Origin of the sequence: Pseudomonas berkeleyensis (genome assembly GCF_014109765.1) — a bacterium.
In the GTDB taxonomy this organism is placed as follows: Bacteria; Pseudomonadota; Gammaproteobacteria; order Pseudomonadales; family Pseudomonadaceae; genus Aquipseudomonas; species Aquipseudomonas berkeleyensis.
This window is the reverse complement of the sequence record NZ_CP059139.1, coordinates 4,768,815-4,792,500: the sequence shown is the minus strand read 5'-3', so window position 1 is coordinate 4,792,500 and position 23,686 is coordinate 4,768,815. Positions and strand designations below refer to the sequence as shown.

General features: G+C 57.2%; 15 protein-coding genes, 6 tRNA genes and 3 rRNA genes (1 of these 24 running past the window's edge). All 24 read left to right on the top strand.

Annotated features, from left to right (window positions below; translation table 11 throughout):
* Positions 1-124: ribosomal RNA gene (locus tag HS968_RS22295) — 16S ribosomal RNA — on the top strand (it extends 1,413 nt beyond the left edge of the window).
* A gap of 85 nt (positions 125-209) precedes the next feature.
* Positions 210-286: transfer RNA gene (locus tag HS968_RS22290), tRNA-Ile, on the top strand.
* A gap of 20 nt (positions 287-306) precedes the next feature.
* Positions 307-382: transfer RNA gene (locus HS968_RS22285), tRNA-Ala, on the top strand.
* Between the two features lie 253 nt (positions 383-635).
* Positions 636-3,530 (top strand): 23S ribosomal RNA (locus HS968_RS22280).
* A gap of 141 nt (positions 3,531-3,671) precedes the next feature.
* Positions 3,672-3,787, top strand: a 5S ribosomal RNA gene (rrf, locus tag HS968_RS22275).
* Together the 16S, 23S and 5S rRNA genes with 2 tRNA genes alongside form the textbook arrangement of a ribosomal RNA operon.
* A gap of 457 nt (positions 3,788-4,244) precedes the next feature.
* Positions 4,245-5,210, top strand: coding sequence for a bifunctional biotin--[acetyl-CoA-carboxylase] ligase/biotin operon repressor BirA (gene birA, locus HS968_RS22270; protein WP_179622718.1), 966 nt, complete (start codon positions 4,245-4,247; stop codon positions 5,208-5,210).
* Positions 5,200-5,949, top strand: a complete 750-nt coding sequence (locus HS968_RS22265) for a pantothenate kinase (protein WP_179622717.1) — start codon at positions 5,200-5,202, stop codon at positions 5,947-5,949. Before birA ends, HS968_RS22265 begins: the two co-directional genes overlap by 11 nt.
* 7 nt (positions 5,950-5,956) lie before the next feature.
* Entirely contained in the window at positions 5,957-6,640 is a 684-nt protein-coding gene (locus HS968_RS22260; RefSeq protein WP_182368695.1) for an SPOR domain-containing protein, read from the top strand.
* 145 nt (positions 6,641-6,785) lie between these two features.
* Positions 6,786-6,870 (top strand) — tRNA-Tyr (locus tag HS968_RS22255).
* A 24-nt stretch (positions 6,871-6,894) separates the two neighbouring features.
* A tRNA-Gly gene (locus tag HS968_RS22250) sits at positions 6,895-6,968 on the top strand.
* Positions 6,969-6,994: 26 nt separating this feature from the next.
* Positions 6,995-7,070: transfer RNA gene (locus HS968_RS22245), tRNA-Thr, on the top strand.
* An 84-nt stretch (positions 7,071-7,154) separates the two neighbouring features.
* Entirely contained in the window at positions 7,155-8,348 is a 1,194-nt protein-coding gene (gene tuf / locus HS968_RS22240; protein WP_182368693.1) for an elongation factor Tu, read from the top strand.
* 53 nt (positions 8,349-8,401) lie between these two features.
* A tRNA-Trp gene (locus tag HS968_RS22235) sits at positions 8,402-8,477 on the top strand.
* A 42-nt stretch (positions 8,478-8,519) separates the two neighbouring features.
* Positions 8,520-8,888, top strand: coding sequence for a preprotein translocase subunit SecE (gene secE, locus HS968_RS22230; protein WP_106738634.1), 369 nt, complete (start codon positions 8,520-8,522; stop codon positions 8,886-8,888).
* A 9-nt stretch (positions 8,889-8,897) separates the two neighbouring features.
* Positions 8,898-9,431, top strand: coding sequence for a transcription termination/antitermination protein NusG (gene nusG, locus HS968_RS22225; protein WP_004373446.1), 534 nt, complete (start codon positions 8,898-8,900; stop codon positions 9,429-9,431).
* 118 nt (positions 9,432-9,549) lie between these two features.
* Complete coding sequence (gene rplK, locus HS968_RS22220; protein WP_004373444.1) at positions 9,550-9,981, top strand: 50S ribosomal protein L11; 432 nt, start codon at positions 9,550-9,552, stop codon at positions 9,979-9,981.
* A complete protein-coding gene (gene rplA / locus HS968_RS22215; RefSeq protein WP_106738635.1) occupies positions 9,981-10,676 on the top strand; it encodes a 50S ribosomal protein L1 in 696 nt (231 codons plus the stop codon). The genes rplK and rplA overlap by 1 nt, the downstream gene beginning before the upstream one ends.
* A gap of 211 nt (positions 10,677-10,887) precedes the next feature.
* Positions 10,888-11,388: a 50S ribosomal protein L10 gene (gene rplJ / locus HS968_RS22210; protein ID WP_106738636.1), complete on the top strand. Its 501-nt coding sequence runs from the start codon at positions 10,888-10,890 to the stop codon at positions 11,386-11,388.
* 80 nt (positions 11,389-11,468) lie between these two features.
* Positions 11,469-11,837, top strand: coding sequence for a 50S ribosomal protein L7/L12 (gene rplL, locus HS968_RS22205; RefSeq protein ID WP_106738637.1), 369 nt, complete (start codon positions 11,469-11,471; stop codon positions 11,835-11,837).
* A gap of 221 nt (positions 11,838-12,058) precedes the next feature.
* Positions 12,059-16,132: a DNA-directed RNA polymerase subunit beta gene (rpoB, locus tag HS968_RS22200; protein WP_179622714.1), complete on the top strand. Its 4,074-nt coding sequence runs from the start codon at positions 12,059-12,061 to the stop codon at positions 16,130-16,132.
* Positions 16,133-16,195: 63 nt separating this feature from the next.
* Positions 16,196-20,395 carry a DNA-directed RNA polymerase subunit beta' gene (gene rpoC / locus HS968_RS22195; protein ID WP_119694387.1) on the top strand — a complete coding sequence of 1,400 codons (4,200 nt, stop codon included), beginning with the start codon at positions 16,196-16,198 and terminating at the stop codon, positions 20,393-20,395.
* 155 nt (positions 20,396-20,550) lie between these two features.
* Positions 20,551-20,922, top strand: coding sequence for a 30S ribosomal protein S12 (rpsL, locus tag HS968_RS22190; RefSeq protein ID WP_004373429.1), 372 nt, complete (start codon positions 20,551-20,553; stop codon positions 20,920-20,922).
* 102 nt (positions 20,923-21,024) lie between these two features.
* Positions 21,025-21,495, top strand: coding sequence for a 30S ribosomal protein S7 (rpsG, locus tag HS968_RS22185; RefSeq protein WP_009397350.1), 471 nt, complete (start codon positions 21,025-21,027; stop codon positions 21,493-21,495).
* Between the two features lie 30 nt (positions 21,496-21,525).
* Entirely contained in the window at positions 21,526-23,673 is a 2,148-nt protein-coding gene (gene fusA / locus HS968_RS22180) for an elongation factor G (protein WP_182368694.1), read from the top strand.
* Positions 23,674-23,686: the final 13 nt, after the last annotated feature.

The following is a 23,686-nucleotide window of genomic DNA, read 5'->3' as shown; positions in this document are numbered from 1 at the left end:
GTGGGTTGCTCCAGAAGTAGCTAGTCTAACCTTCGGGGGGACGGTTACCACGGAGTGATTCATGACTGGGGTGAAGTCGTAACAAGGTAGCCGTAGGGGAACCTGCGGCTGGATCACCTCCTTAATCGAAGACTTCAGCTTTCTCATAAGCTCCCACACGAATTGCTTGATTCATTGTAGAAGACGATGCTGTAACGCGACCCTGTTATAGGTCTGTAGCTCAGTTGGTTAGAGCGCACCCCTGATAAGGGTGAGGTCGGCAGTTCAAATCTGCCCAGACCTACCAATTCAGGTGCAGATGCTTACGGGGCCATAGCTCAGCTGGGAGAGCGCCTGCCTTGCACGCAGGAGGTCAGCGGTTCGATCCCGCTTGGCTCCACCACTTACAGTTTGATCGTAGTGAAAGAGTTCAGAAATGAGCATTCCTGCTGAGGCAGAAGAGTGTTGATTTCTGGTCTTTTGACCAGTCGAAACATCGTTCTTTAAAAATTTGGGTATGTGATAGAAGTGACTGATTAATTGCTTTCACTGGCAATTGATCTGGTCAAGGTAAAATTTGTAGTTCTCAAGACGCAAATTTTCGGCGAATGTCGTCTTCACGATTGAGACAGTAACCAGATTGCTTGGGGTTATATGGTCAAGTGAAGAAGCGCATACGGTGGATGCCTTGGCAGTCAGAGGCGATGAAAGACGTGGTAGCCTGCGATAAGCTCCGGTTAGGTGGCAAACAACCGTTATGACCCGGAGATCTCTGAATGGGGGAACCCAGCCAGCATAAGCTGGTTATCTTGTACTGAATCCATAGGTGCAAGAGGCGAACCAGGGGAACTGAAACATCTAAGTACCCTGAGGAATAGAAATCAACCGAGATTCCCTAAGTAGTGGCGAGCGAACGGGGACTAGCCCTTAAGTTGATTTGAGATTAGTGGAAGGTTCTGGAAAGTTCCGCCGTAGTGGGTGATAGCCCCGTACACGAAAATCTCTTATCAATGAAATCGAGTAGGACGGAGCACGAGAAACTTTGTCTGAACATGGGGGGACCATCCTCCAAGGCTAAATACTACTGACTGACCGATAGTGAACCAGTACCGTGAGGGAAAGGCGAAAAGAACCCCGGAGAGGGGAGTGAAATAGAACCTGAAACCGTATGCGTACAAGCAGTGGGAGCCTACTTTGTTGGGTGACTGCGTACCTTTTGTATAATGGGTCAGCGACTTATATTCAGTGGCGAGCTTAACCGAATAGGGGAGGCGTAGCGAAAGCGAGTCTTAATAGGGCGCTTTAGTCGCTGGGTATAGACCCGAAACCGGGCGATCTATCCATGGGCAGGTTGAAGGTTAGGTAACACTGACTGGAGGACCGAACCGACTACCGTTGAAAAGTTAGCGGATGACCTGTGGATCGGAGTGAAAGGCTAATCAAGCTCGGAGATAGCTGGTTCTCCTCGAAAGCTATTTAGGTAGCGCCTCGTGTATCACTGCTGGGGGTAGAGCACTGTTTCGGCTAGGGGGTCATCCCGACTTACCAAACCGATGCAAACTCCGAATACCAGCAAGTGTCAGCACGGGAGACACACGGCGGGTGCTAACGTCCGTCGTGAAAAGGGAAACAACCCAGACCGTCAGCTAAGGTCCCAAAGTTATGGTTAAGTGGGAAACGATGTGGGAAGGCTTAGACAGCTAGGAGGTTGGCTTAGAAGCAGCCACCCTTTAAAGAAAGCGTAATAGCTCACTAGTCGAGTCGGCCTGCGCGGAAGATGTAACGGGGCTCAAACCATACACCGAAGCTACGGGTTCATCCTTTGGATGAGCGGTAGAGGAGCGTTCTGTAAGCCTGTGAAGGTGAGTTGAGAAGCTTGCTGGAGGTATCAGAAGTGCGAATGCTGACATGAGTAACGACAATGCGAGTGAAAAACTCGCACGCCGAAAGACCAAGGTTTCCTGCGCAACGTTAATCGACGCAGGGTTAGTCGGCCCCTAAGGCGAGGCAGAAATGCGTAGTCGATGGGAAACGGGTTAATATTCCCGTACTTCTAGTTACTGCGATGGAGGGACGGAGAAGGCTAGGCCAGCACGGCGTTGGTTGTCCGTGTTTAAGGTGGTAGGCTGATTTCTTAGGTAAATCCGGGAGATCAAGGCCGAGAGCTGATGACGAGCGTTCTTTTAGAATGCGAAGTGGTTGATGCCATGCTTCCAGGAAAAGCTTCTAAGCTTCAGGTAACTAGGAACCGTACCCCAAACCGACACAGGTGGTTAGGTAGAGAATACCAAGGCGCTTGAGAGAACTCGGGTGAAGGAACTAGGCAAAATGGCACCGTAACTTCGGGAGAAGGTGCGCCGGTGAGGGTGAAGTATTTACTACGTAAGCCCATGCCGGTCGAAGATACCAGGCCGCTGCGACTGTTTATTAAAAACACAGCACTCTGCAAACACGAAAGTGGACGTATAGGGTGTGACGCCTGCCCGGTGCCGGAAGGTTAATTGATGGGGTTAGCGCAAGCGAAGCTCTTGATCGAAGCCCCGGTAAACGGCGGCCGTAACTATAACGGTCCTAAGGTAGCGAAATTCCTTGTCGGGTAAGTTCCGACCTGCACGAATGGCGTAACGATGGCGGCGCTGTCTCCACCCGAGACTCAGTGAAATTGAAATCGCTGTGAAGATGCAGTGTATCCGCGGCTAGACGGAAAGACCCCGTGAACCTTTACTATAGCTTTGCACTGGACTTTGAGCTTGCTTGTGTAGGATAGGTGGGAGGCTTTGAAGTGGGGACGCCAGTTCTCATGGAGCCATCCTTGAAATACCACCCTGGCAACCTTGAGGTTCTAACTCTGGTCCGTTATCCGGATCGAGGACAGTGTATGGTGGGTAGTTTGACTGGGGCGGTCTCCTCCCAAAGAGTAACGGAGGAGTACGAAGGTGCGCTCAGACCGGTCGGAAATCGGTCGTAGAGTATAAAGGCAAAAGCGCGCTTGACTGCGAGACAGACACGTCGAGCAGGTACGAAAGTAGGTCTTAGTGATCCGGTGGTTCTGTATGGAAGGGCCATCGCTCAACGGATAAAAGGTACTCCGGGGATAACAGGCTGATACCGCCCAAGAGTTCATATCGACGGCGGTGTTTGGCACCTCGATGTCGGCTCATCACATCCTGGGGCTGAAGCCGGTCCCAAGGGTATGGCTGTTCGCCATTTAAAGTGGTACGCGAGCTGGGTTTAGAACGTCGTGAGACAGTTCGGTCCCTATCTGCCGTGGACGTTTGAGATTTGAGAGGGGCTGACCTTAGTACGAGAGGACCGGGTTGGACGAACCTCTGGTGTTCCGGTTGTCACGCCAGTGGCATTGCCGGGTAGCTATGTTCGGAAAAGATAACCGCTGAAAGCATCTAAGCGGGAAACTTGCCTCAAGATGAGATCTCACTGGAGCCTTGAGCTCCCTAAAGGGCCGTCGAAGACTACGACGTTGATAGGTTGGGTGTGTAAGCGCTGTGAGGCGTTGAGCTAACCAATACTAATTGCCCGTGAGGCTTGACCATATAACACCCAAACAATCTGCCCTCAAAGCAGAGGGTGTCGATGGTGAAGTCGACAGAAAGCCGAAAGTTTGCAAGAACTACAAATTACGAATCACATACCCAATTCGCTGTAGCGGCTAACCCCGAGACAGCAACAAATTGCTTGACGACCATAGAGCGTTGGAACCACCTGATCCCATCCCGAACTCAGTAGTGAAACGACGCATCGCCGATGGTAGTGTGGTGCTTCACCATGTGAGAGTAGGTCATCGTCAAGCTCCTATACGAACGCCCTGATCAGGTAACTGATCAGGGCGTTCACTTTTGCGTCAAGAAAACAATGATGTGGCGGTGAGAGTCCCGGAGTGCCGGCCGCCGGAGCGCCGGCCGGATCATCCTCAAACTCCCATACGAAACCCCAGATCGCCTAGCGGTCTGGGGTTTCTTCTTTGCGGCAAAGAAAACAACGAGTGCGTGGGGCGTGTGCTGCGTGCACCGCCAAGGACGCCGACAGGTCGGTGCGCGTGGCGCACCCTACGGGACCGTACCGTAACGAAAAGGCCACCTGACGGTGGCCTTTTGTGTTTTTCAGAACAGGGTTAGTCGCCGCGGTATTCGCCTGCGATGGGGTGGCCGAGGAGCGCCTGAGTGAATGACTAATCCGAAACTTGTGTTTTCTATGCAAGTAGTGGGCTCGTCGTTATCATGCCAGCCTTGTTCTAAGCGGGGCCTGGCATGCTGGCATTGTTGAAACTTCTGCAGGACGGTCGATTCCATTCTGGCGAAGCCCTTGGGGCTGTGCTGGGAGTTAGTCGTAGTGCCGTCTGGAAGCAGCTACAAGGTCTGGAGAGCGAGCTCGGGATCGAGGTGTTCAAGGTTCCAGGGCGTGGCTATCGGCTTGCGGCGCCTATGACGCTGCTGGATGCCGAGCAGATTCGGCTTAACTCGGGTCTGGTGGATTGGCCTGTATTTGTCGAATCAAGTCTCGACTCTACCAATGCTGAGATATTTCGACGTCTCGATGCTGGCGTTCGTGCGCCTTTTGTTCTGCTCGCCGAGCGTCAAACGGCAGGGCGGGGGCGGCGGGGACGCGCATGGTCGAGTCCATTTGCAGAGAACCTTTATTGCAGTGTCGTAGTGCGTGTCGATGGCGGCATGAGCCAGGTCGAGGCGCTAAGCCTTACTGTCGGTTTGGCTGTAGCTCGTGCGTTACAGGCTTGTGGTCTCTCGGCGGCGGGTTTGAAGTGGCCGAATGACGTTCTGGTCGATGGTCACAAGATATCCGGAATCTTGCTGGAGCTCGCTGGTGATCCGGCGGATGTCTGCCATGTCGTGGTCGGCGTGGGTATCAATGTGAACATGCTGGTCGATGCCTCGGCTGTGATCGATCAGCCATGGACGTCTGTACGCCAGTGCTTGGGTAAGCCTATGGATCGTAATCAGTTGGCTGGCGAGCTATTGCGTCAACTGCGTACCTATTTCGCCACTCATTGGCGGGATGGCTTTGCAGGGGTGCGCGAAGAGTGGGAAGCGCTGCACGTTTGGCGTGGAAAACCCGTTGCATTGACGGCGGGGCAGGGCGCGACCTTGGGTGTCGTACTTGGTGTGGATCAGCGAGGGGCTATTCGCCTTGAGGTCGATGGTTGTGAGCGCTCTTTCAGTGGTGGTGAGTTGAGCTTGAGGTTGCGCAATGATTCTTGAGCTCGATTGCGGGAATAGCTTTATCAAGTGGCGCGTTATTTCCAGCGATGGTCGTGAGCGTGCGCTATCGGGCGTCGTCGACTCCGACTCTCGCCTGTTCGAGGCGCTTGCCGCTTCTCCTGCGCTGTCGATTACTCACTGTCGATTGGTAAGCGTGCGTAGCGATGTGGAAACCGAGCAACTGATAGATCGTTTGCGCGGGTCTTTGGGGGTGGAGGCGGTCTCTGCTCAGTCGGCCAGTCAGGTCGGTGCGGTTCGTAATGGTTACGATGACTTTCAGCGCCTGGGTTTGGATCGTTGGCTGGCGGTGCTGGGTGCTTATCATCTGGGGCAGCGGGCTTGCTTGGTGGTGGATCTGGGAACGGCAGTGACAGCTGACTTCGTTTCCGCTGATGGTGCTCATCTTGGTGGCTTTATTTGCCCGGGGCTTCCGCTGATGCGCGACCAGTTGAGTACGCATACTCGGCGTATTCGCTACGACCGCCAGGTTGCGTTGGCTGCTCTGCAGGAGCTTGAGCCAGGGCGCTCCACTGCGGAGGCTGTAGAGCGTGGCTGCGTATTGATGCTCAGAGGCTTCGTCGAGCAGCAGCTGCTTCAGGCGCGCGCACGCTTTGCTGATGGATTCGAGGTGTTCTTGACTGGGGGCGATGCCGATCTGGTACGGGATGTTGCTCCTGGTGCTCAGGTCGTTCCGGATCTGGTCTTTGTTGGGCTGGCAATTGCCTGTCCGTTAGGGTGAGGTGAGCATGCGTTGGATCCTGCTACTGCTCATATTGCTGAATGCCTTTTATTACGTATGGCATCAGCAGCAAGCTCCTCTGCGTGCCAAGGAGGTCGAGCCGGCGACCGCTTACCAGGCTGCGCGAAAGGATATCCGTTTGTTGAGCGAGGCTGAGTCGCCGCGTGTGCGTGCGCCCTCGTCCGTTCCTGTCGAGAGTTCTGCTCCTGAGGCTGCTGTGTGTCTTTTCCTTGGGAGCTTCGATGGGCAGACGCAGGCAGAGGTAGTAGAGCAGCGCCTGCTGAGCCTGGATATACGGGCCGATGTGCGCAGTATTGATGCGGCGGCGGGAGTCGAGTACTGGGTTTATCTTCCGCCGCTCGCATCCCGGCAAGCCTCGTTGCGGCAGTTGCGTGAGTTGCAAGCTCGACGTATCGACAGCTACATCATTACTCAGGGAGAGCTGGCCAACGGTATTTCGCTTGGTATTTTCCCGCGGAGCGATTCGGCAGGGAGTGTCATGCAACGTCTGCGAGAGGTCGGTTATGAGCCGCAGATGCGTGAGCTGTCACGCGCACATCGCAGTTTCTGGGTACGTGTGTCGCCGGAAAGCAGGCGATTGGCTGATGAATATCTGCTCGGAAAACTGGCGGGTGATTTCGCCGGGCTGCAGCATCAATTAATGCCTTGTGAAGGCGTTGCATTGCCTTAGTAGTTTGCATAGAATGGCGCCCGCTTCGCAGGGTGGTCAAAGTTTGTTCCCTGCAAAGATGTTGTCAAAGTAGCTAACCTCACGATTTTAAATGAGAAAATGCTTGACAGCAGGGTGGCAGATCTAGAAAATGCCGCCTCACTTTGGAGGGGTTCCCGAGCGGCCAAAGGGATCAGACTGTAAATCTGACGTCATCGACTTCGAAGGTTCGAATCCTTCCCCCTCCACCAGATTCGGCGTGAGCTGCAAGCTCCGCGGGTATAGTTCAGTGGTAGAACCTCAGCCTTCCAAGCTGATGATGCGGGTTCGATTCCCGCTACCCGCTCCAGTTTGTTGTTTGTGCAAAAGAGTTTGGCTCATGTAGCTCAGTTGGTAGAGCACACCCTTGGTAAGGGTGAGGTCAGCGGTTCAAATCCGCTCATGAGCTCCATCTAATGAAGGCAGATATGAAAGTATCTGCCTTTGTTTTAATGGCGGCATGGCTTGCTCAATTCTTCGTTAGGAGACGGTCAAGATGGCTAAAGAGAAATTCGAACGTAACAAACCGCACGTCAACGTAGGCACCATCGGTCACGTTGACCACGGTAAAACCACTCTGACCGCTGCTCTGACCCGCGTCTGCTCCGAAGTTTTCGGTTCGGCCAAGGTCGACTTCGACAAGATCGATAGCGCTCCGGAAGAGAAGGCTCGTGGTATCACCATCAACACTGCACACGTAGAGTACGATTCCAATATTCGTCACTACGCGCACGTTGACTGCCCGGGTCACGCCGACTACGTGAAGAACATGATCACCGGTGCTGCCCAGATGGACGGCGCGATCCTGGTCTGCTCGGCTGCCGACGGCCCGATGCCGCAAACCCGTGAGCACATCCTGCTGTCCCGTCAGGTAGGCGTTCCGTACATCGTTGTCTTCCTGAACAAGGCTGACATGGTTGACGACGCTGAGCTGCTGGAGCTGGTCGAGATGGAAGTTCGCGACCTGCTGAGCACCTACGATTTCCCGGGTGACGACACTCCGATCATCATCGGCTCCGCGCTGATGGCTCTGAACGGTGAAGACGACAACGAGCTGGGCACCACTGCCGTCAAGAAGCTGGTTGAGACTCTGGACAGCTACATTCCTGAGCCGGTTCGTGCTATCGACCGTCCGTTCCTGATGCCGATCGAAGACGTGTTCTCGATCTCCGGTCGCGGTACTGTAGTTACCGGTCGTGTAGAGCGCGGTATCGTCAGGATCCAGGAAGAAATCGAAATCGTTGGTCTGCGTCCGACCACCAAAACCACCTGCACCGGCGTTGAGATGTTCCGCAAGCTGCTGGACGAAGGTCGTGCTGGTGAGAACTGCGGCGTGCTGCTGCGCGGCACCAAGCGTGATGAAGTCGAGCGTGGTCAGGTTCTGGCCAAGCCGGGCACCATCAAGCCGCACACCAAGTTCGAAGCTGAAGTGTACGTTCTGTCCAAAGAAGAAGGTGGTCGTCACACCCCGTTCTTCAAAGGCTACCGTCCTCAGTTCTACTTCCGTACCACTGACGTGACCGGTTCGTGCGAACTGCCGGAAGGCGTTGAGATGGTAATGCCGGGCGACAACATCAAAATGGTTGTCACCCTGATCAAGCCGATCGCCATGGAAGACGGCCTGCGCTTCGCAATTCGCGAAGGTGGTCGTACCGTTGGTGCTGGCGTGGTTGCCAAGATCGTCGAGTAATCGGTTGATCTGTTCCTCTCAGGCCGGCATAATGGTCGGCCTGATTTTGCTTTAGGTCAGTAGCTCAATTGGCAGAGCGGCGGTCTCCAAAACCGCAGGTTGGGGGTTCGATTCCCTCCTGACCTGCCATTTTCTAACGAATCTGGCGTGTCTTTCACAGGATCCTCTCGAATGAATGTTAAGGCTGAAGCCAAAGACTCTCGCTTTGATCTGGTTAAGTGGCTGATTGTCGCTGCCCTGGTTGTGGTGGGTGTGGTCGGTAATCAGTACTTCTCCGCTGAGTCGATTCTTTATCGCGTTCTCGGTCTGGTCGTATTGGCTGCTGTTGCAGGTGTGGTTGCCCTGCAGACGGCGCGTGGTCAGGCTTTCGCGGTGCTGCTGAAAGAGGCGCGCGTCGAGATTCGTAAGGTTGTTTGGCCGACCCGCCAGGAAACTACTCAGACTACGTTGATCGTGGTCGCTGTGGTTCTGGTGATGGCGCTGCTGTTGTGGGGTCTTGATTCCCTGCTCGGTTTGCTTGTTTCCCTGATTGTTGGTTAAGGGTGTCTCGTGGCTAAGCGTTGGTACGTCGTGCATGCATACTCGGGTTACGAGAAGCATGTCATGCGCTCGCTGATCGAGCGCGTCAAGCTGGCTGGTATGGAAGATGACTTTGGCGAGATTCTCGTTCCTACTGAAGAAGTGGTCGAGATGCGCAATGGTCAGAAGCGCAAGAGTGAGCGCAAGTTCTTCCCCGGTTACGTCCTGGTGCAGATGGAGATGAACGAGGCAACTTGGCACTTGATCAAGGATACGCCGCGGGTCATGGGCTTCATTGGTGGTACGGCAGACAAGCCGGCGCCAATCACTGAGAAAGAAGCCGAAGCCATCCTGCGTCGTGTCGCCGATAGCGGCGACAAGCCCAAGCCGAAGACGCTGTTCGAGCCGGGCGAAATGGTTCGTGTTGTTGATGGCCCGTTCGCCGATTTCGGTGGTGTGGTCGAAGAAGTGAATTACGAGAAGAGCCGTATCCAGGTTGCTGTGACCATCTTCGGTCGCTCAACCCCGGTCGAGCTGGAGTTCAGTCAGGTCGAGAAGGCATAACTGACATAAGCATCCCTGACCCCGCAGCCGCAGGCTGCGGGGTTTTGTCGTCACTGGGATAAATGCGTAAGTAACCCGGGGAGCCGTCAGGCGTTCGAACCCGAAATTGGAGTAGCTAATGGCTAAGAAAATTCAGGCTTATATCAAGCTTCAGGTTAAAGCCGGTCAGGCAAACCCGTCGCCGCCCGTTGGTCCTGCACTGGGTCAGCACGGTGTTAACATCATGGAATTCTGCAAGGCGTTCAACGCCAAGACTCAGGGCATGGAACCTGGTCTGCCGACTCCTGTGATTATCACCGTTTACAGCGACCGTAGCTTCACCTTTGAAACCAAGAGCACCCCGGCATCGGTACTGCTGAAGAAGGCCGCAGGCCTGACCAGCGGTTCCGCTCGTCCGAACACCGTCAAAGTTGGCACCGTTACCCGTGCTCAGCTGGAAGAGATCGCCAAGACCAAACAGGCTGATCTGACTGCCGCTGACCTGGATGCGGCCGTGCGTACCATCGCCGGCTCCGCGCGTAGCATGGGCCTGAACGTGGAGGGTGTGTAATGGCTAAGTTGACCAAGCGCCAAAAGGCCATCGCGGCCAAGGTTGAAGCCGGTAAGGCTTACTCCTTCGAAGAAGCTGCCGGCCTGCTGGCTGAGCTGTCCGCTGTCAAGTTCACCGAGTCTTTCGACATCGCTGTGAACTTGGGCGTCGATCCGCGTAAATCCGACCAGGTCGTTCGTGGCGCTACCGTTCTGCCGAATGGCACCGGTAAAAGCGTTCGCGTTGCCGTGTTCACTCAAGGCCCGGGCGCTGAAGCTGCCCTGGCTGCCGGTGCAGACAAAGTCGGCATGGACGATCTGGCTGCCGAAATGAAGGCTGGCGACCTGAACTATGACGTGGTCATCGCTTCCCCGGATGCCATGCGTGTCGTCGGTCAGCTGGGTCAGGTTCTCGGCCCGCGCGGCCTGATGCCGAACCCGAAAGTCGGTACCGTTACTCCGGACGTCGCCACCGCTGTCAAGAACGCCAAGGCTGGTCAGGTACGTTTCCGTACCGACAAGAACGGCATCATCCACACCTCCGTTGGCAAGGTCGGCTTCGAAGCCGCTGCGCTGAAGCAGAACGTGGAAGCCCTGCTGTCCGACCTGAAGCGTCTGAAGCCGTCGACTTCGAAAGGTATCTACGTCAAGCGCGTGACCCTGAGCACCACCATGGGTCCTGGTCTGATCATCGATCAGGCTTCGCTCGAAGCGTAATGAAGTTCGGCTGGTGGCCTGCGCCGCCAGCCATGAAAGATTGGGGTCCCTGCCTGGCGGGGGCTATCCAAGACCGTAGGTGACTAGCGTTTTAAATGTCAGGTTCGACTGATGGCCTACGCAGATGGTGCTCCCGATTCGTTACCGAATCAGACACCAAAACGCCGCCGAGCTTCGGCCCGGCGAAACGGTAAAAACCAGGAGTAAACCCGTGGCAATTAAACTCGAAGACAAGAAGGCCATCGTCGCTGAAGTCAACGAGGCTGCCAAAGCCGGTCTGTCCGCTGTCGTGGCTGATGCCCGTGGCGTGACTGTCGGCGCAATGACCGGACTCCGTAAAGAGGCCCGAGCGGCTGGTGTGTACGTGAAAGTCGTGCGCAACACCCTGCTCAAGCGCGCTGTTGAAGGCACTCAGTTCGACGTGCTCAACGACGTGTTCAAAGGCCCGACCCTGATCGCGTTCTCCAACGAACATCCGGGCGCTGCTGCTCGTATCTTCAAGGAATTCGCCAAGGGTCAGGACAAGTTCGAGATCAAGGCAGCTGCGTTCGAGGGCAAGTTCCTCGCAGCAAACCAGATCGACGTACTGGCAACTCTGCCGACCCGTGATGAGGGCATCGCGCAGCTGATGAGCGTTATTCAAGGCGCCACCAGCAAGCTCGCCCGCACCCTGGCAGCTATTCGCGACCAGAAAGAAGCTGCTGCTGCCTAAGGCGGCGTGAGCACTTTCGAAATCAAACGTTTAATTTGATGGTCGCGTAGGCCGTCACCCTAATACAGGAATTGATAGTCATGTCTCTGACTAACGAGCAAATCATCGAAGCGATCGGCCAGAAATCCGTTGTGGAAATCGTTGAGCTGATCAAAGCGATGGAAGAAACCTTCGGCGTTACCGCTGCTGCTGCTGTTGCCGCTGGCCCAGCTGTTGCCGCTGCCGCTGCTGAAGAGCAGACCGAGTTCACCATCGTCCTGGCTGAAGCTGGCGACAAGAAAGTGAACGTGATCAAAGCCGTTCGCGAGCTGACCGGTCTGGGTCTGAAAGAAGCCAAGGCTGTTGTTGACGGCGCCCCGGGCGTGGTCAAAGAAGGCGTTTCGAAAGAAGAAGCCGAAGCTGCCAAGAAGGCACTGGAAGAAGCTGGCGCCAAGGTCGAGCTCAAGTAAGTTCGTACCTTGCGTCTACAGCCCGAGCGATTCGCGTAAGGCTGATGGCTGGTGGCTTATGCCACCGGCCTTTTTCCGTTCTAGGTTGGCTGTTCGTCAGCCGACCTGGAGCAGGAAAAACCCGTCCGTCGAGACGGTCGCAAACCGAGGGTTTGCACGATTTTCTGGTCATCGCCGCCGGCGCTGGCCAAACAAGCAGGTGACCAAGCTGGGGAACGCTGATGGCTTACTCATACACTGAGAAAAAACGTATCCGCAAGGACTTTAGCAAGTTGCCGGATGTCATGGATGTGCCTTACCTCCTGGCCATCCAGCTGGATTCGTACCGCGAATTCCTGCAGCAAGGGGTGAGCAAGGAACAGTTCCGCGACATCGGCCTGCACGCGGCCTTCAAGTCGGTATTCCCGATCATCAGCTACTCCGGCAACGCCGCCCTGGAGTATGTCGGCTATCGCCTGGGCGAGCCGGCGTTCGACGTCAAGGAGTGCGTCCTGCGTGGCGTGACCTTCGCCGTGCCGCTGCGCGTGAAAGTGCGCCTGATCATTTTCGACAAAGAGTCGTCGAACAAAGCGATCAAGGACATCAAAGAGCAAGAAGTGTACATGGGCGAAATTCCGCTCATGACCGAGAACGGTACCTTCGTCATCAACGGTACCGAGCGCGTCATCGTGTCCCAGCTGCACCGTTCGCCAGGCGTGTTCTTCGACCACGACCGTGGCAAGACTCACAGCTCGGGCAAGCTGCTGTACTCCGCTCGCATCATTCCTTACCGCGGTTCCTGGTTGGACTTCGAGTTCGATCCGAAGGACGCGGTATTCGTGCGTATCGACCGTCGCCGCAAACTGCCGGCTTCCGTCCTGCTGCGCGCGTTGGGTTATAGCACTGAAGAAGTGCTGGATGCCTTCTATGACACCAACGTCTTCCACGTGAAGGGCGAGAGCCTGAACCTGGAGCTGGTTCCGCAGCGTCTGCGCGGTGAAGTCGCCGTGCTCGACATCAAGGATGGCAGCGGCAAGGTCATCGTCGAACAGGGGCGTCGTATCACTGCCCGTCACATCAATCAGCTGGACAAGGCTGGTATCAAAGAGCTGGAAGTTCCGCTCGACTACGTCATTGGCCGCACCACTGCCAAGGCGATCGTGCACCCGGCTACCGGCGAAATCATCGCCGAGTGCAACACCGAGCTGACCGCCGACCTGCTGGTCAAGATGGCCAAGGCTCAGGTCGTTCGTTTCGAGACCCTGTACACCAACGACATCGATTGTGGTCCGTTCATCAGCGACACGCTGAAGATCGACAGCACCACCAATCAGTTGGAAGCGCTGGTCGAGATCTACCGCATGATGCGTCCTGGCGAGCCTCCAACCAAGGACGCTGCCGAGACCCTGTTCAACAACCTGTTCTTCAGTGCCGAGCGCTACGACCTGTCCGCCGTGGGCCGCATGAAGTTCAACCGCCGTATCGGTCGCACCGAGATCGAAGGTTCGGGCGTGCTGAGCAAGGAAGACATCGTTGCCGTACTGAAGACCCTGGTCGACATCCGTAACGGTAAAGGCATCGTCGACGACATCGACCACCTGGGTAACCGTCGCGTACGTTGCGTTGGCGAGATGGCCGAGAACCAGTTCCGTGTAGGTCTGGTGCGCGTCGAGCGTGCGGTCAAAGAGCGTCTGTCGATGGCTGAAAGCGAAGGCCTGATGCCGCAAGACCTGATCAACGCCAAGCCGGTTGCGGCGGCGGTGAAGGAGTTCTTCGGTTCCAGCCAGCTTTCGCAGTTCATGGACCAGAACAACCCGCTCTCCGAGATCACCCACAAGCGCCGTGTTTCCGCACTCGGCCCAGGCGGTCTGACCCGTGAGCGCGCCGGCTTCGAAGTCCGCGACGTACACCCGACTCACTACGGCCGTGTGTGCCCGATCGAAACGCCAGAAGGCCCGAACATCGGTCTGATCAACTCGCTGGCGGCCTATGCCCGCACCAACCAGTACGGCTTCCTGGAAAGCCCGTACCGTGTGGTCAAGGAAGGTCAGGTCACCGACGAGATCGTGTTCCTGTCCGCCATCGAAGAAGCCGACCACGTGATCGCTCAGGCGTCCGCGACCCTGAACGACAAAGGTCAGCTGATCGACGAACTGGTTGCCGTGCGTCACCTCAACGAATTCACCGTCAAGGCGCCGGAAGACGTCACCCTGATGGACGTTTCGCCGAAGCAGGTAGTCTCGGTTGCCGCCTCGCTGATTCCGTTCCTCGAGCACGACGACGCCAACCGTGCACTGATGGGGTCGAACATGCAGCGTCAGGCTGTACCGACTCTGCGTGCCGACAAGCCGCTGGTGGGTACCGGCATGGAGCGCAACGTCGCCCGTGACTCCGGTGTCTGCGTCGTGGCTCGTCGTGGTGGTGTGATCGACTCCGTCGACGCCAGCCGTATCGTGGTTCGCGTCAATGATGACGAAGTCGAAACTGGCGAAGCCGGTGTCGACATCTACAACCTGACCAAATACACCCGCTCCAACCAGAACACCTGCATCAACCAGCGTCCGCTGGTGCGCAAGGGTGACAAGGTTGCGCGCAGCGACATCATGGCTGACGGCCCGTCCACCGATATGGGTGAACTGGCGCTGGGTCAGAACATGCGCGTTGCGTTCATGCCGTGGAACGGCTTCAACTTCGAAGACTCCATCTGCCTGTCCGAGCGTGTGGTTCAGGAAGACCGCTTCACCACCATCCACATTCAGGAACTGACCTGTGTGGCGCGTGACACCAAGCTCGGCCCAGAGGAAATCTCCTCCGACATCCCGAACGTTGGCGAAGCTGCTCTGAACAAGCTGGACGAAGCCGGTATCGTCTACGTCGGCGCCGAAGTCGGCCCGGGCGACATCCTGGTCGGTAAGGTCACTCCGAAAGGCGAGACCCAGCTGACCCCGGAAGAGAAGCTGCTGCGTGCGATCTTCGGTGAGAAGGCGTCCGACGTTAAGGACACTTCCCTGCGTGTGCCGACCGGCACCAAGGGCACCGTCATCGACGTGCAGGTCTTCACCCGTGATGGCGTCGAGCGCGATAGCCGTGCCCTGTCGATCGAGAAGATGCAACTGGACGAGATCCGCAAGGATCTGAACGAAGAGTTCCGCATCGTCGAAGGTGCGACCTTCGAGCGTCTGCGTTCCGCTCTGGTCGGCGCGATCGCCGAAGGCGGCGCTGGCCTGAAGAAAGGCACCGCGATCACCGACGAGTTCCTCGACGGTCTCGAGCGTGGCCAGTGGTTCAAACTGCGCATGGCCGACGACGCCCTGAACGAGCAGTTGGAGAAGGCCCAGGCCTACATCTCCGACCGCCGTCAGCTGCTCGACGACAAGTTCGAAGACAAGAAGCGCAAGCTGCAGCAGGGCGATGACCTGGCTCCGGGCGTACTGAAGATCGTCAAGGTCTACCTGGCCATCCGCCGTCGCATCCAGCCGGGTGACAAGATGGCCGGTCGTCACGGTAACAAGGGTGTCGTTTCGGTGATCATGCCGGTCGAAGACATGCCGCACGACGCCAACGGTACTCCGGTCGACATCGTGTTGAACCCGCTGGGCGTTCCGTCGCGTATGAACGTCGGTCAGATTCTCGAAACCCACCTGGGCCTCGCGGCCAAGGGCCTGGGCGAGAAGATCAACCGCATGCTCGAAGAGCAGCGCAAGATCGCCGAACTGCGCAAGTTCCTTGCTGAGATCTACAACGAGATCGGTGGCCGTCAGGAAAACCTCGACGAGTTCTCCGATACCGAGATCCTCGAGCTGGCGAATAACCTCAAGGGTGGTGTACCGATGGCAACTGCCGTGTTCGACGGCGCCAAGGAAACCGAGATCAAGGCCATGCTGAAGCTGGCTGATCTGCCTGAGAGTGGCCAGATGCGTCTGTTCGACGGTCGTACCGGTAACCAGTTCGAGCGTCCGACCACCGTCGGCTACATGTACATGCTCAAACTGAACCACCTGGTGGACGACAAGATGCACGCCCGTTCCACTGGTTCCTACAGCCTGGTTACCCAGCAGCCGCTGGGTGGTAAGGCGCAGTTCGGTGGTCAGCGTTTCGGGGAGATGGAGGTCTGGGCACTGGAAGCCTATGGCGCCGCCTACACCCTGCAGGAAATGCTGACCGTGAAGTCGGACGACGTGAACGGCCGTACCAAGATGTACAAGAACATCGTGGATGGCGATCACCGTATGGAGCCGGGCATGCCCGAGTCCTTCAACGTACTGATCAAAGAGATCCGTTCGCTCGGCATCGATATCGATCTGGAAACCGAATAACACGACGTGAATCGGCAGCGGGGCTAGTCCAGCTCGCTGCCCGCTCCGCCAGGAGGAAAGGCCTTGAAAGACCTACTGAATTTGCTGAAAAACCAGGGTCAGATCGAAGAGTTCGACGCCATCCGTATCGGATTGGCCTCGCCTGAGATGATCCGTTCGTGGTCGTTCGGTGAAGTTAAAAAGCCGGAAACCATCAACTACCGTACCTTCAAGCCAGAGCGCGACGGCCTGTTCTGCGCCAAGATCTTTGGCCCGGTCAAGGACTACGAGTGCCTGTGCGGCAAGTACAAGCGCCTCAAGCACCGCGGTGTGATCTGCGAGAAGTGCGGCGTTGAAGTTGCTCTGGCCAAGGTTCGTCGTGAGCGCATGGCGCACATCGAACTCGCCTCGCCAGTCGCCCACATCTGGTTCCTGAAGTCGCTGCCGTCCCGTATCGGCCTGCTGATGGACATGACCCTGCGTGATATCGAACGCGTGCTCTATTTCGAGAGCTACGTGGTGATCGATCCTGGCATGACCACCCTCGAGAAGGGCCAGCTTCTGAACGACGAGCAGTACTTCGAAGCGCTGGAAGAGTTCGGTGATGACTTCGACGCGCGCATGGGCGCCGAGGCCGTTCGCGAGCTGCTGCACGCCATTGACCTGGATCACGAGATCGGCCGCCTGCGTGAAGAGATTCCGCAGACCAACTCCGAGACCAAGATCAAGAAGCTGTCCAAACGCCTGAAGCTGATGGAAGCCTTCAAGGACTCCGGCAACCTGCCGGAGTGGATGGTGCTGACCGTTCTGCCGGTTCTGCCGCCGGATCTGCGTCCGCTGGTGCCGCTCGATGGTGGCCGTTTCGCCACTTCCGATCTGAACGACCTGTATCGCCGCGTCATCAACCGTAACAACCGTCTGAAGCGCCTGCTTGATCTGTCGGCGCCGGACATCATCGTGCGCAACGAAAAGCGCATGCTGCAGGAAGCGGTTGATGCCCTGCTCGACAACGGCCGTCGCGGTCGCGCCATCACTGGCTCGAACAAGCGTCCGCTGAAGTCGCTGGCTGACATGATCAAAGGTAAGCAAGGTCGCTTCCGTCAGAACCTGCTCGGTAAGCGCGTGGACTACTCCGGTCGTTCCGTGATTACTGTGGGCCCGACCCTGCGCCTGCACCAGTGCGGCCTGCCGAAGAAGATGGCTCTCGAGCTGTTCAAACCGTTCATTTTCGGCAAGCTGGAAATGCGTGGTCTGGCGACCACCATCAAGGCCGCCAAGAAGATGGTCGAGCGCGAGCTGCCGGAGGTTTGGGACGTTCTCGCTGAAGTGATCCGCGAACACCCCGTCCTGCTCAACCGTGCACCGACCCTGCACCGTCTGGGTATCCAGGCGTTCGAGCCGGTACTGATCGAAGGTAAAGCCATCCAGCTGCACCCGCTGGTCTGCGCCGCGTACAACGCCGACTTCGACGGTGACCAGATGGCCGTACACGTGCCGCTGACCCTGGAAGCCCAGCTCGAAGCGCGCGCACTGATGATGTCGACCAACAACATCCTGTCGCCCGCCAACGGTGAGCCAATCATCGTGCCGTCGCAGGACGTTGTATTGGGTCTGTACTACATGACCCGTGAAGCGGTGAACGCCAAGGGTGAAGGTCGCGTATTCGCCGACCTGCAGGAAGTCGACCGCGTATTCCGCGCCGGCGAAGCGTCCCTGCACGCCCGTGTGAAAGTGCGTATCAACGAAACCATCAAAGAGAAAGATGGTTCGATCACCAAGAATACCCGCATCGTCGACACCACCGTTGGCCGTGCGCTGCTGTTCCAGATCGTACCGGCTGGCCTGTCCTACGACGTGGTCAACCAGTCGATGAAGAAGAAGGCGATCTCCAAGCTGATCAACCAGTGCTACCGCACCGTGGGTCTGAAGGACACCGTCATCTTCGCCGACCAGCTGATGTACACCGGTTTCGCCTACTCGACCATCTCCGGTGTGTCGATCGGCGTGAACGACTTCGTCATCCCGGATGAGAAGGCGCGCATCATCGACGCCGCTACCGAGGAAGTGAAGGAAATTGAATCGCAGTACGCCTCCGGTCTGGTCACCCAGGGCGAGAAGTACAACAAGGTGATCGACCTCTGGTCGAAGGCCAACGACGAAGTTTCCAAGGCGATGATGGCCAACCTCTCGAAAGAGCCGGTTGTCGATCGCGAAGGCAAGACCGTCGAGCAGGAGTCCTTCAACTCCATGTACATGATGGCGGACTCTGGTGCTCGTGGTAGTGCCGCCCAGATCCGTCAGCTGGCCGGTATGCGTGGTCTGATGGCCAAGCCGGACGGCTCCATCATCGAGACGCCGATCACCGCGAACTTCCGCGAAGGTCTGTCGGTTCTGCAGTACTTCATCTCCACCCACGGTGCTCGTAAAGGCCTGGCGGATACCGCACTGAAGACCGCGAACTCCGGTTACCTGACCCGTCGTCTGGTCGACGTGGCGCAGGATCTGGTGGTGACCGAGATCGACTGCGGCACCGAGCACGGTCTGCTGATGACTCCGCACATCGAAGGCGGCGACGTCGTCGAGCCGTTGGGTGAGCGCGTACTGGGTCGTGTCATCGCCAAGGACGTGTTCAAGCCGGGCACCGAAGACGTCATCGTTCCGGCCGGCACCCTGATCGACGAGCAGTGGGTCGAGTTCATCGAGCTGAACAGCGTCGACGAAGTCGTCGTGCGTTCGCCGATCACCTGTGAAACCCGCTATGGCATCTGCGCCAAGTGCTACGGTCGCGATCTGGCCCGTGGTCACCGCGTCAACATCGGTGAAGCGGTCGGCGTTATCGCTGCCCAGTCCATCGGTGAGCCGGGTACCCAGCTCACCATGCGTACCTTCCACATCGGTGGTGCCGCCAGCCGTACTTCGGCTGCCGACAGCGTCCAGGTGAAGAACGGCGGTGCGATCCGTCTGCACAACCTCAAGCACGTCGAGCGCGTGGACGGCAATCTGGTAGCGGTTTCCCGCTCCGGCGAGCTGGCTGTGGCTGACGAGTTCGGTCGTGAGCGCGAGCGCTACAAGCTGCCGTACGGCGCCGTGATTTCGGTGAAGGAAGGCGACAAGGTCGACGCTGGCGCCATCGTCGCCAAGTGGGATCCGCACACCCACCCGATCGTGACCGAAATGAAGGGTACCGTGACCTTCGTCGGCATGGAGGAGGGCATCACCATCAAGCGCCAGACCGACGAACTGACCGGTCTGACCAACATCGAGGTTCTCGATCCGAAGGATCGTCCGGCTGCTGGCAAGGACATTCGTCCGGCCATCAAGATGGTCGACGCCAACGGCAAGGAACTGCTGCTGCCGGGTACCGACGTTCCCGCTCAGTACTTCCTGCCTGCCAACGCCCTGGTCGGCGTGGCGGATGGTGCGCAGATCGCGGTTGGTGACGTTATCGCCCGTATCCCGCAGGAAACCTCGAAGACTCGCGACATCACCGGTGGTCTGCCGCGCGTTGCCGACCTGTTCGAAGCTCGTCGTCCGAAAGAAGCTTCGATCCTGGCGGAAATCAGCGGCACCATCTCGTTCGGCAAGGAGACCAAGGGCAAGCGCCGTCTGGTCATCACGCCGACCGATGGTAGCGATCCGTACGAGGAGCTGATTCCTAAGTGGCGTCACCTGAACGTCTTCGAAGGCGAACAAGTGAACCGCGGTGAAGTCATCTCCGACGGCCCGAGCGATCCGCACGATATCCTGCGTCTGCTGGGTGTGAGCGCGCTGGCCAAGTACATCGTCAACGAGATCCAGGACGTTTACCGTCTGCAGGGCGTGAAGATCAACGACAAGCACATCGAGACCATCCTGCGGCAGATGCTGCGTAAGGTCGAAGTGAGTGAGTCGGGCGATTCGTCCTTCATCAAAGGCGATCAGATGGAGCTCACCCAGGTTCTGGGCGAGAACGAGCGTCTGGCCGAAGAGGACAAGTTCGTCGCCAAGTACACTCGTGTACTGCTGGGTATCACCAAGGCCTCGCTGTCCACCGAGTCGTTCATCTCCGCGGCTTCCTTCCAGGAAACTACCCGCGTACTGACCGAAGCGGCGGTAACCGGCAAGCGCGACTACCTGCGCGGTCTGAAAGAAAACGTGGTCGTGGGTCGTCTGATCCCGGCTGGTACCGGCCTGGCCTACCACAGCGAACGCAAGCGTCGTCGTGAAGCCGACAAGCCGGTACGTGTCAGCGCCAGTGAAGTGGAAGCCGCACTGACCGAAGCGCTGAACTCCAGCGGAAATTGAGTCGAAGCCTCGCTAGTTCGCTAGCGGGGCTTTGCCTTGACTGGGGGCGCGGGTCTCTTTAGACTCATGCACCCCTAAATTTGGCAGGGCTTGGCTCTGCCAAATTTATTTGTGTGTAGGTAAATAGCGTCGAAAGACAACAGTGGAGCTAGTAGATGGCAACTATCAACCAGCTGGTACGTCAGCCGCGTAAGCGCATCGTCGAGAAATCCGACGTGCCTGCGCTGCAGAACTGCCCGCAGCGTCGTGGCGTGTGCACCCGCGTGTACACCACCACGCCGAAGAAACCTAACTCGGCACTGCGTAAAGTGTGCCGCGTGCGTCTGACCAATGGTTACGAAGTTTCTTCGTACATCGGTGGTGAAGGCCACAACCTGCAAGAGCACAGCGTCGTGCTGATCCGTGGCGGTCGTGTAAAGGACCTTCCGGGTGTGCGCTACCACACCGTGCGTGGTTCGCTGGATACCTCCGGCGTCAAAGACCGTAAGCAAGGTCGTTCCAAGTACGGTACCAAGCGTCCGAAATAAGGCTGCTTGAATCTTTATATTTAGTTGAGTCGATAAGAGTAAGGTCGGGCGCGGTTTTGCCGTCAGTCCCGGGCTAACCTGAAGACCGTTTGAGGGCTTATCATGCCAAGACGTCGTGTAGCAGCAAAGCGTGAGATTCTGGACGATCCGAAGTACGGAAGTCAGATTCTCGCCAAATTCATGAACCACGTGATGGAAAGCGGCAAGAAGGCCGTGGCCGAGCGCATCGTTTACGGTGCTCTGGACACTGTCAAAGCACGCAAGAACAGCGATCCCCTGGAAATCTTCGAGAAAGCTCTCGACGCCATCGCTCCGCTGGTCGAAGTCAAGTCCCGCCGTGTAGGCGGTGCTACCTACCAGGTTCCGGTCGAAGTTCGTCCGTCCCGTCGTAACGCCCTGGCTATGCGCTGGCTGGTGGACTTCGCGCGCAAGCGCGGTGAGAAGTCCATGGCTCTGCGTCTGGCTGGTGAGCTGTTGGATGCTGCTGAAGGCAAAGGCGCTGCTGTCAAGAAGCGTGAAGACGTGCACCGTATGGCTGAGGCCAACAAAGCTTTCTCGCACTACCGCTTCTAATTCCGGCTCCACTAACCTTGCGAGGGCTTTATGGCTCGTAATACAGCAATTAACCGCTACCGTAACATCGGTATCTGTGCTCACGTTGACGCGGGCAAGACCACCACTACCGAGCGGATCCTGTTCTACACAGGCCTGAGCCACAAGATGGGCGAGGTGCATGATGGCGCCGCGACCACCGACTGGATGGTTCAGGAGCAGGAGCGTGGTATTACCATTACTTCTGCTGCCATCACCACCTTCTGGAAAGGTTCGGTTGGTCAGTACGACAACTACCGCGTAAACGTCATCGATACCCCCGGTCACGTTGACTTCACCATCGAAGTAGAGCGCTCGCTGCGCGTACTCGATGGTGCTGTCGTTGTGTTCTGTGGTACTTCGGGCGTTGAGCCGCAGTCTGAAACCGTATGGCGTCAGGCCAACAAGTACGGTGTTCCGCGTATCGTCTACGTGAACAAGATGGATCGTGCTGGTGCCAATTTCCTGCGTGTCGTCGGTCAGATCAAGAACCGCCTGGGTCACACCCCGGTTCCAATTCAGATCGCTATCGGTTCGGAAGAGAACTTCGAAGGTCAGGTTGATCTGATCAAGATGAAGGCCATCTACTGGAACGAAGACGACAAGGGTACTACCTATCGTGAGGAAGAAATTCCTGCCGAGCTGGTAGACCTGGCCAACGAGTGGCGCTCCAACATGGTCGAGGCTGCTGCCGAAGCCAATGAAGAGCTGATGAACAAGTACCTCGAAGAGGGCGACCTCTCCGTCGAGGAAATCAAGGCTGGTCTGCGCCTGCGCACTCTGGCTAGCGAGATCGTTCCGGCTGTCTGTGGTTCGTCCTTCAAGAACAAGGGCGTTCCGCTGGTTCTCGATGCCGTTATCGACTTTCTGCCTGCTCCGACCGAGATCCCTGCGATCAAGGGTATTCACCCGGATCTGGCCGACAAGCCGAAAGATCAGATCGAAGAGGCTGACTACGACGAGCGTCACGCTGACGACAACGAGCCGTTCTCGGCTCTGGCGTTCAAGATCGCGACTGACCCGTTCGTGGGTACGCTGACCTTCGTCCGCGTTTACTCGGGCGTTCTGGAGTCTGGCCAGTCGGTCATCAACTCCGTGAAGGGCAAGAAAGAGCGCGTTGGTCGTATGGTGCAGATGCACGCCAACCAGCGTGAAGAGATCAAGGAAGTGCGCGCTGGCGACATCGCTGCTCTGATCGGCATGAAGGACGTCACCACTGGTGAAACCCTGTGCGATCCAGAGAAGCCGATCATCCTCGAGCGTATGGACTTCCCGGAGCCGGTCATCTCGGTAGCAGTAGAGCCGAAGACCAAGGCCGACCAGGAGAAGATGGGTATCGCACTGGGCAAACTCGCTCAGGAAGACCCGTCGTTCCGCGTCAAGACCGACGAAGAAACTGGTCAGACCATCATCTCCGGTATGGGTGAGCTGCACCTGGACATCCTCGTTGACCGCATGAAGCGCGAGTTCAACGTCGAAGCCAACATCGGTAAGCCGCAGGTTTCCTACCGTGAAACCATCACCAAGGACGCTGTCGAGATCGAAGGCAAGTTCGTTCGTCAGTCCGGTGGTCGCGGTCAGTTCGGTCACTGCTGGATTCGCTTCTCGACTCCGGACGTGGACGACAAGGGCAACATCACCGAGGGTCTGGTGTTCACCAACGAAGTTGTTGGTGGTGTGGTTCCGAAGGAATACATCCCGGCGATCCAGAAGGGTATCGAAGAGCAGATGAAGAACGGCGTCGTTGCCGGCTATCCGCTGATCGGCCTGAAGGCGACCGTATTCGATGGTTCCTACCACGACGTCGACTCCAACGAGATGGCGTTCAAAATCGCTGCCTCCATGGCGACCAAGCAACTGGCCCAGAAGGGTGGCGGTAAGGTGCTTGAGCCGATTATGAAGGTAGAAGTGGTGACTCCTGAGGACTACATGGGTGACGTGATGGGCGACCTGAACCGTCGTCGTGGTCTGATCCAGGGTATGGAAGATTCGGTGTCCGGTAAGGTTATCCGTGCCGAAGTTCCGCTGGGCGAGATGTTTGGGTACGCTACCGACGTTCGCTCCATGTCCCAGGGTCGCGCCAGCTACTCCATGGAATTCTCCAAGTACGCAGAGGCTCCGGCGAACATCGTCGAAGCACTGGTTAAAAAACAAGGCTAATCCCGCCCTTTAA

Coding starts and splice junctions, on each gene's coding strand:
- HS968_RS22265 (WP_179622717.1), top strand. CDS start 5,200: ATGATTCTTGAGCTCGATTGCGGGAATAGCTTTATCAAGTGGCGCGTT.
- rpsL (WP_004373429.1), top strand. CDS start 20,551: ATGGCAACTATCAACCAGCTGGTACGTCAGCCGCGTAAGCGCATCGTC.
- HS968_RS22260 (WP_182368695.1), top strand. CDS start 5,957: ATGCGTTGGATCCTGCTACTGCTCATATTGCTGAATGCCTTTTATTAC.
- secE (WP_106738634.1), top strand. CDS start 8,520: ATGAATGTTAAGGCTGAAGCCAAAGACTCTCGCTTTGATCTGGTTAAG.
- tuf (WP_182368693.1), top strand. CDS start 7,155: ATGGCTAAAGAGAAATTCGAACGTAACAAACCGCACGTCAACGTAGGC.
- rpsG (WP_009397350.1), top strand. CDS start 21,025: ATGCCAAGACGTCGTGTAGCAGCAAAGCGTGAGATTCTGGACGATCCG.
- rplK (WP_004373444.1), top strand. CDS start 9,550: ATGGCTAAGAAAATTCAGGCTTATATCAAGCTTCAGGTTAAAGCCGGT.
- rplL (WP_106738637.1), top strand. CDS start 11,469: ATGTCTCTGACTAACGAGCAAATCATCGAAGCGATCGGCCAGAAATCC.
- rpoB (WP_179622714.1), top strand. CDS start 12,059: ATGGCTTACTCATACACTGAGAAAAAACGTATCCGCAAGGACTTTAGC.
- rplA (WP_106738635.1), top strand. CDS start 9,981: ATGGCTAAGTTGACCAAGCGCCAAAAGGCCATCGCGGCCAAGGTTGAA.
- fusA (WP_182368694.1), top strand. CDS start 21,526: ATGGCTCGTAATACAGCAATTAACCGCTACCGTAACATCGGTATCTGT.
- birA (WP_179622718.1), top strand. CDS start 4,245: ATGCTGGCATTGTTGAAACTTCTGCAGGACGGTCGATTCCATTCTGGC.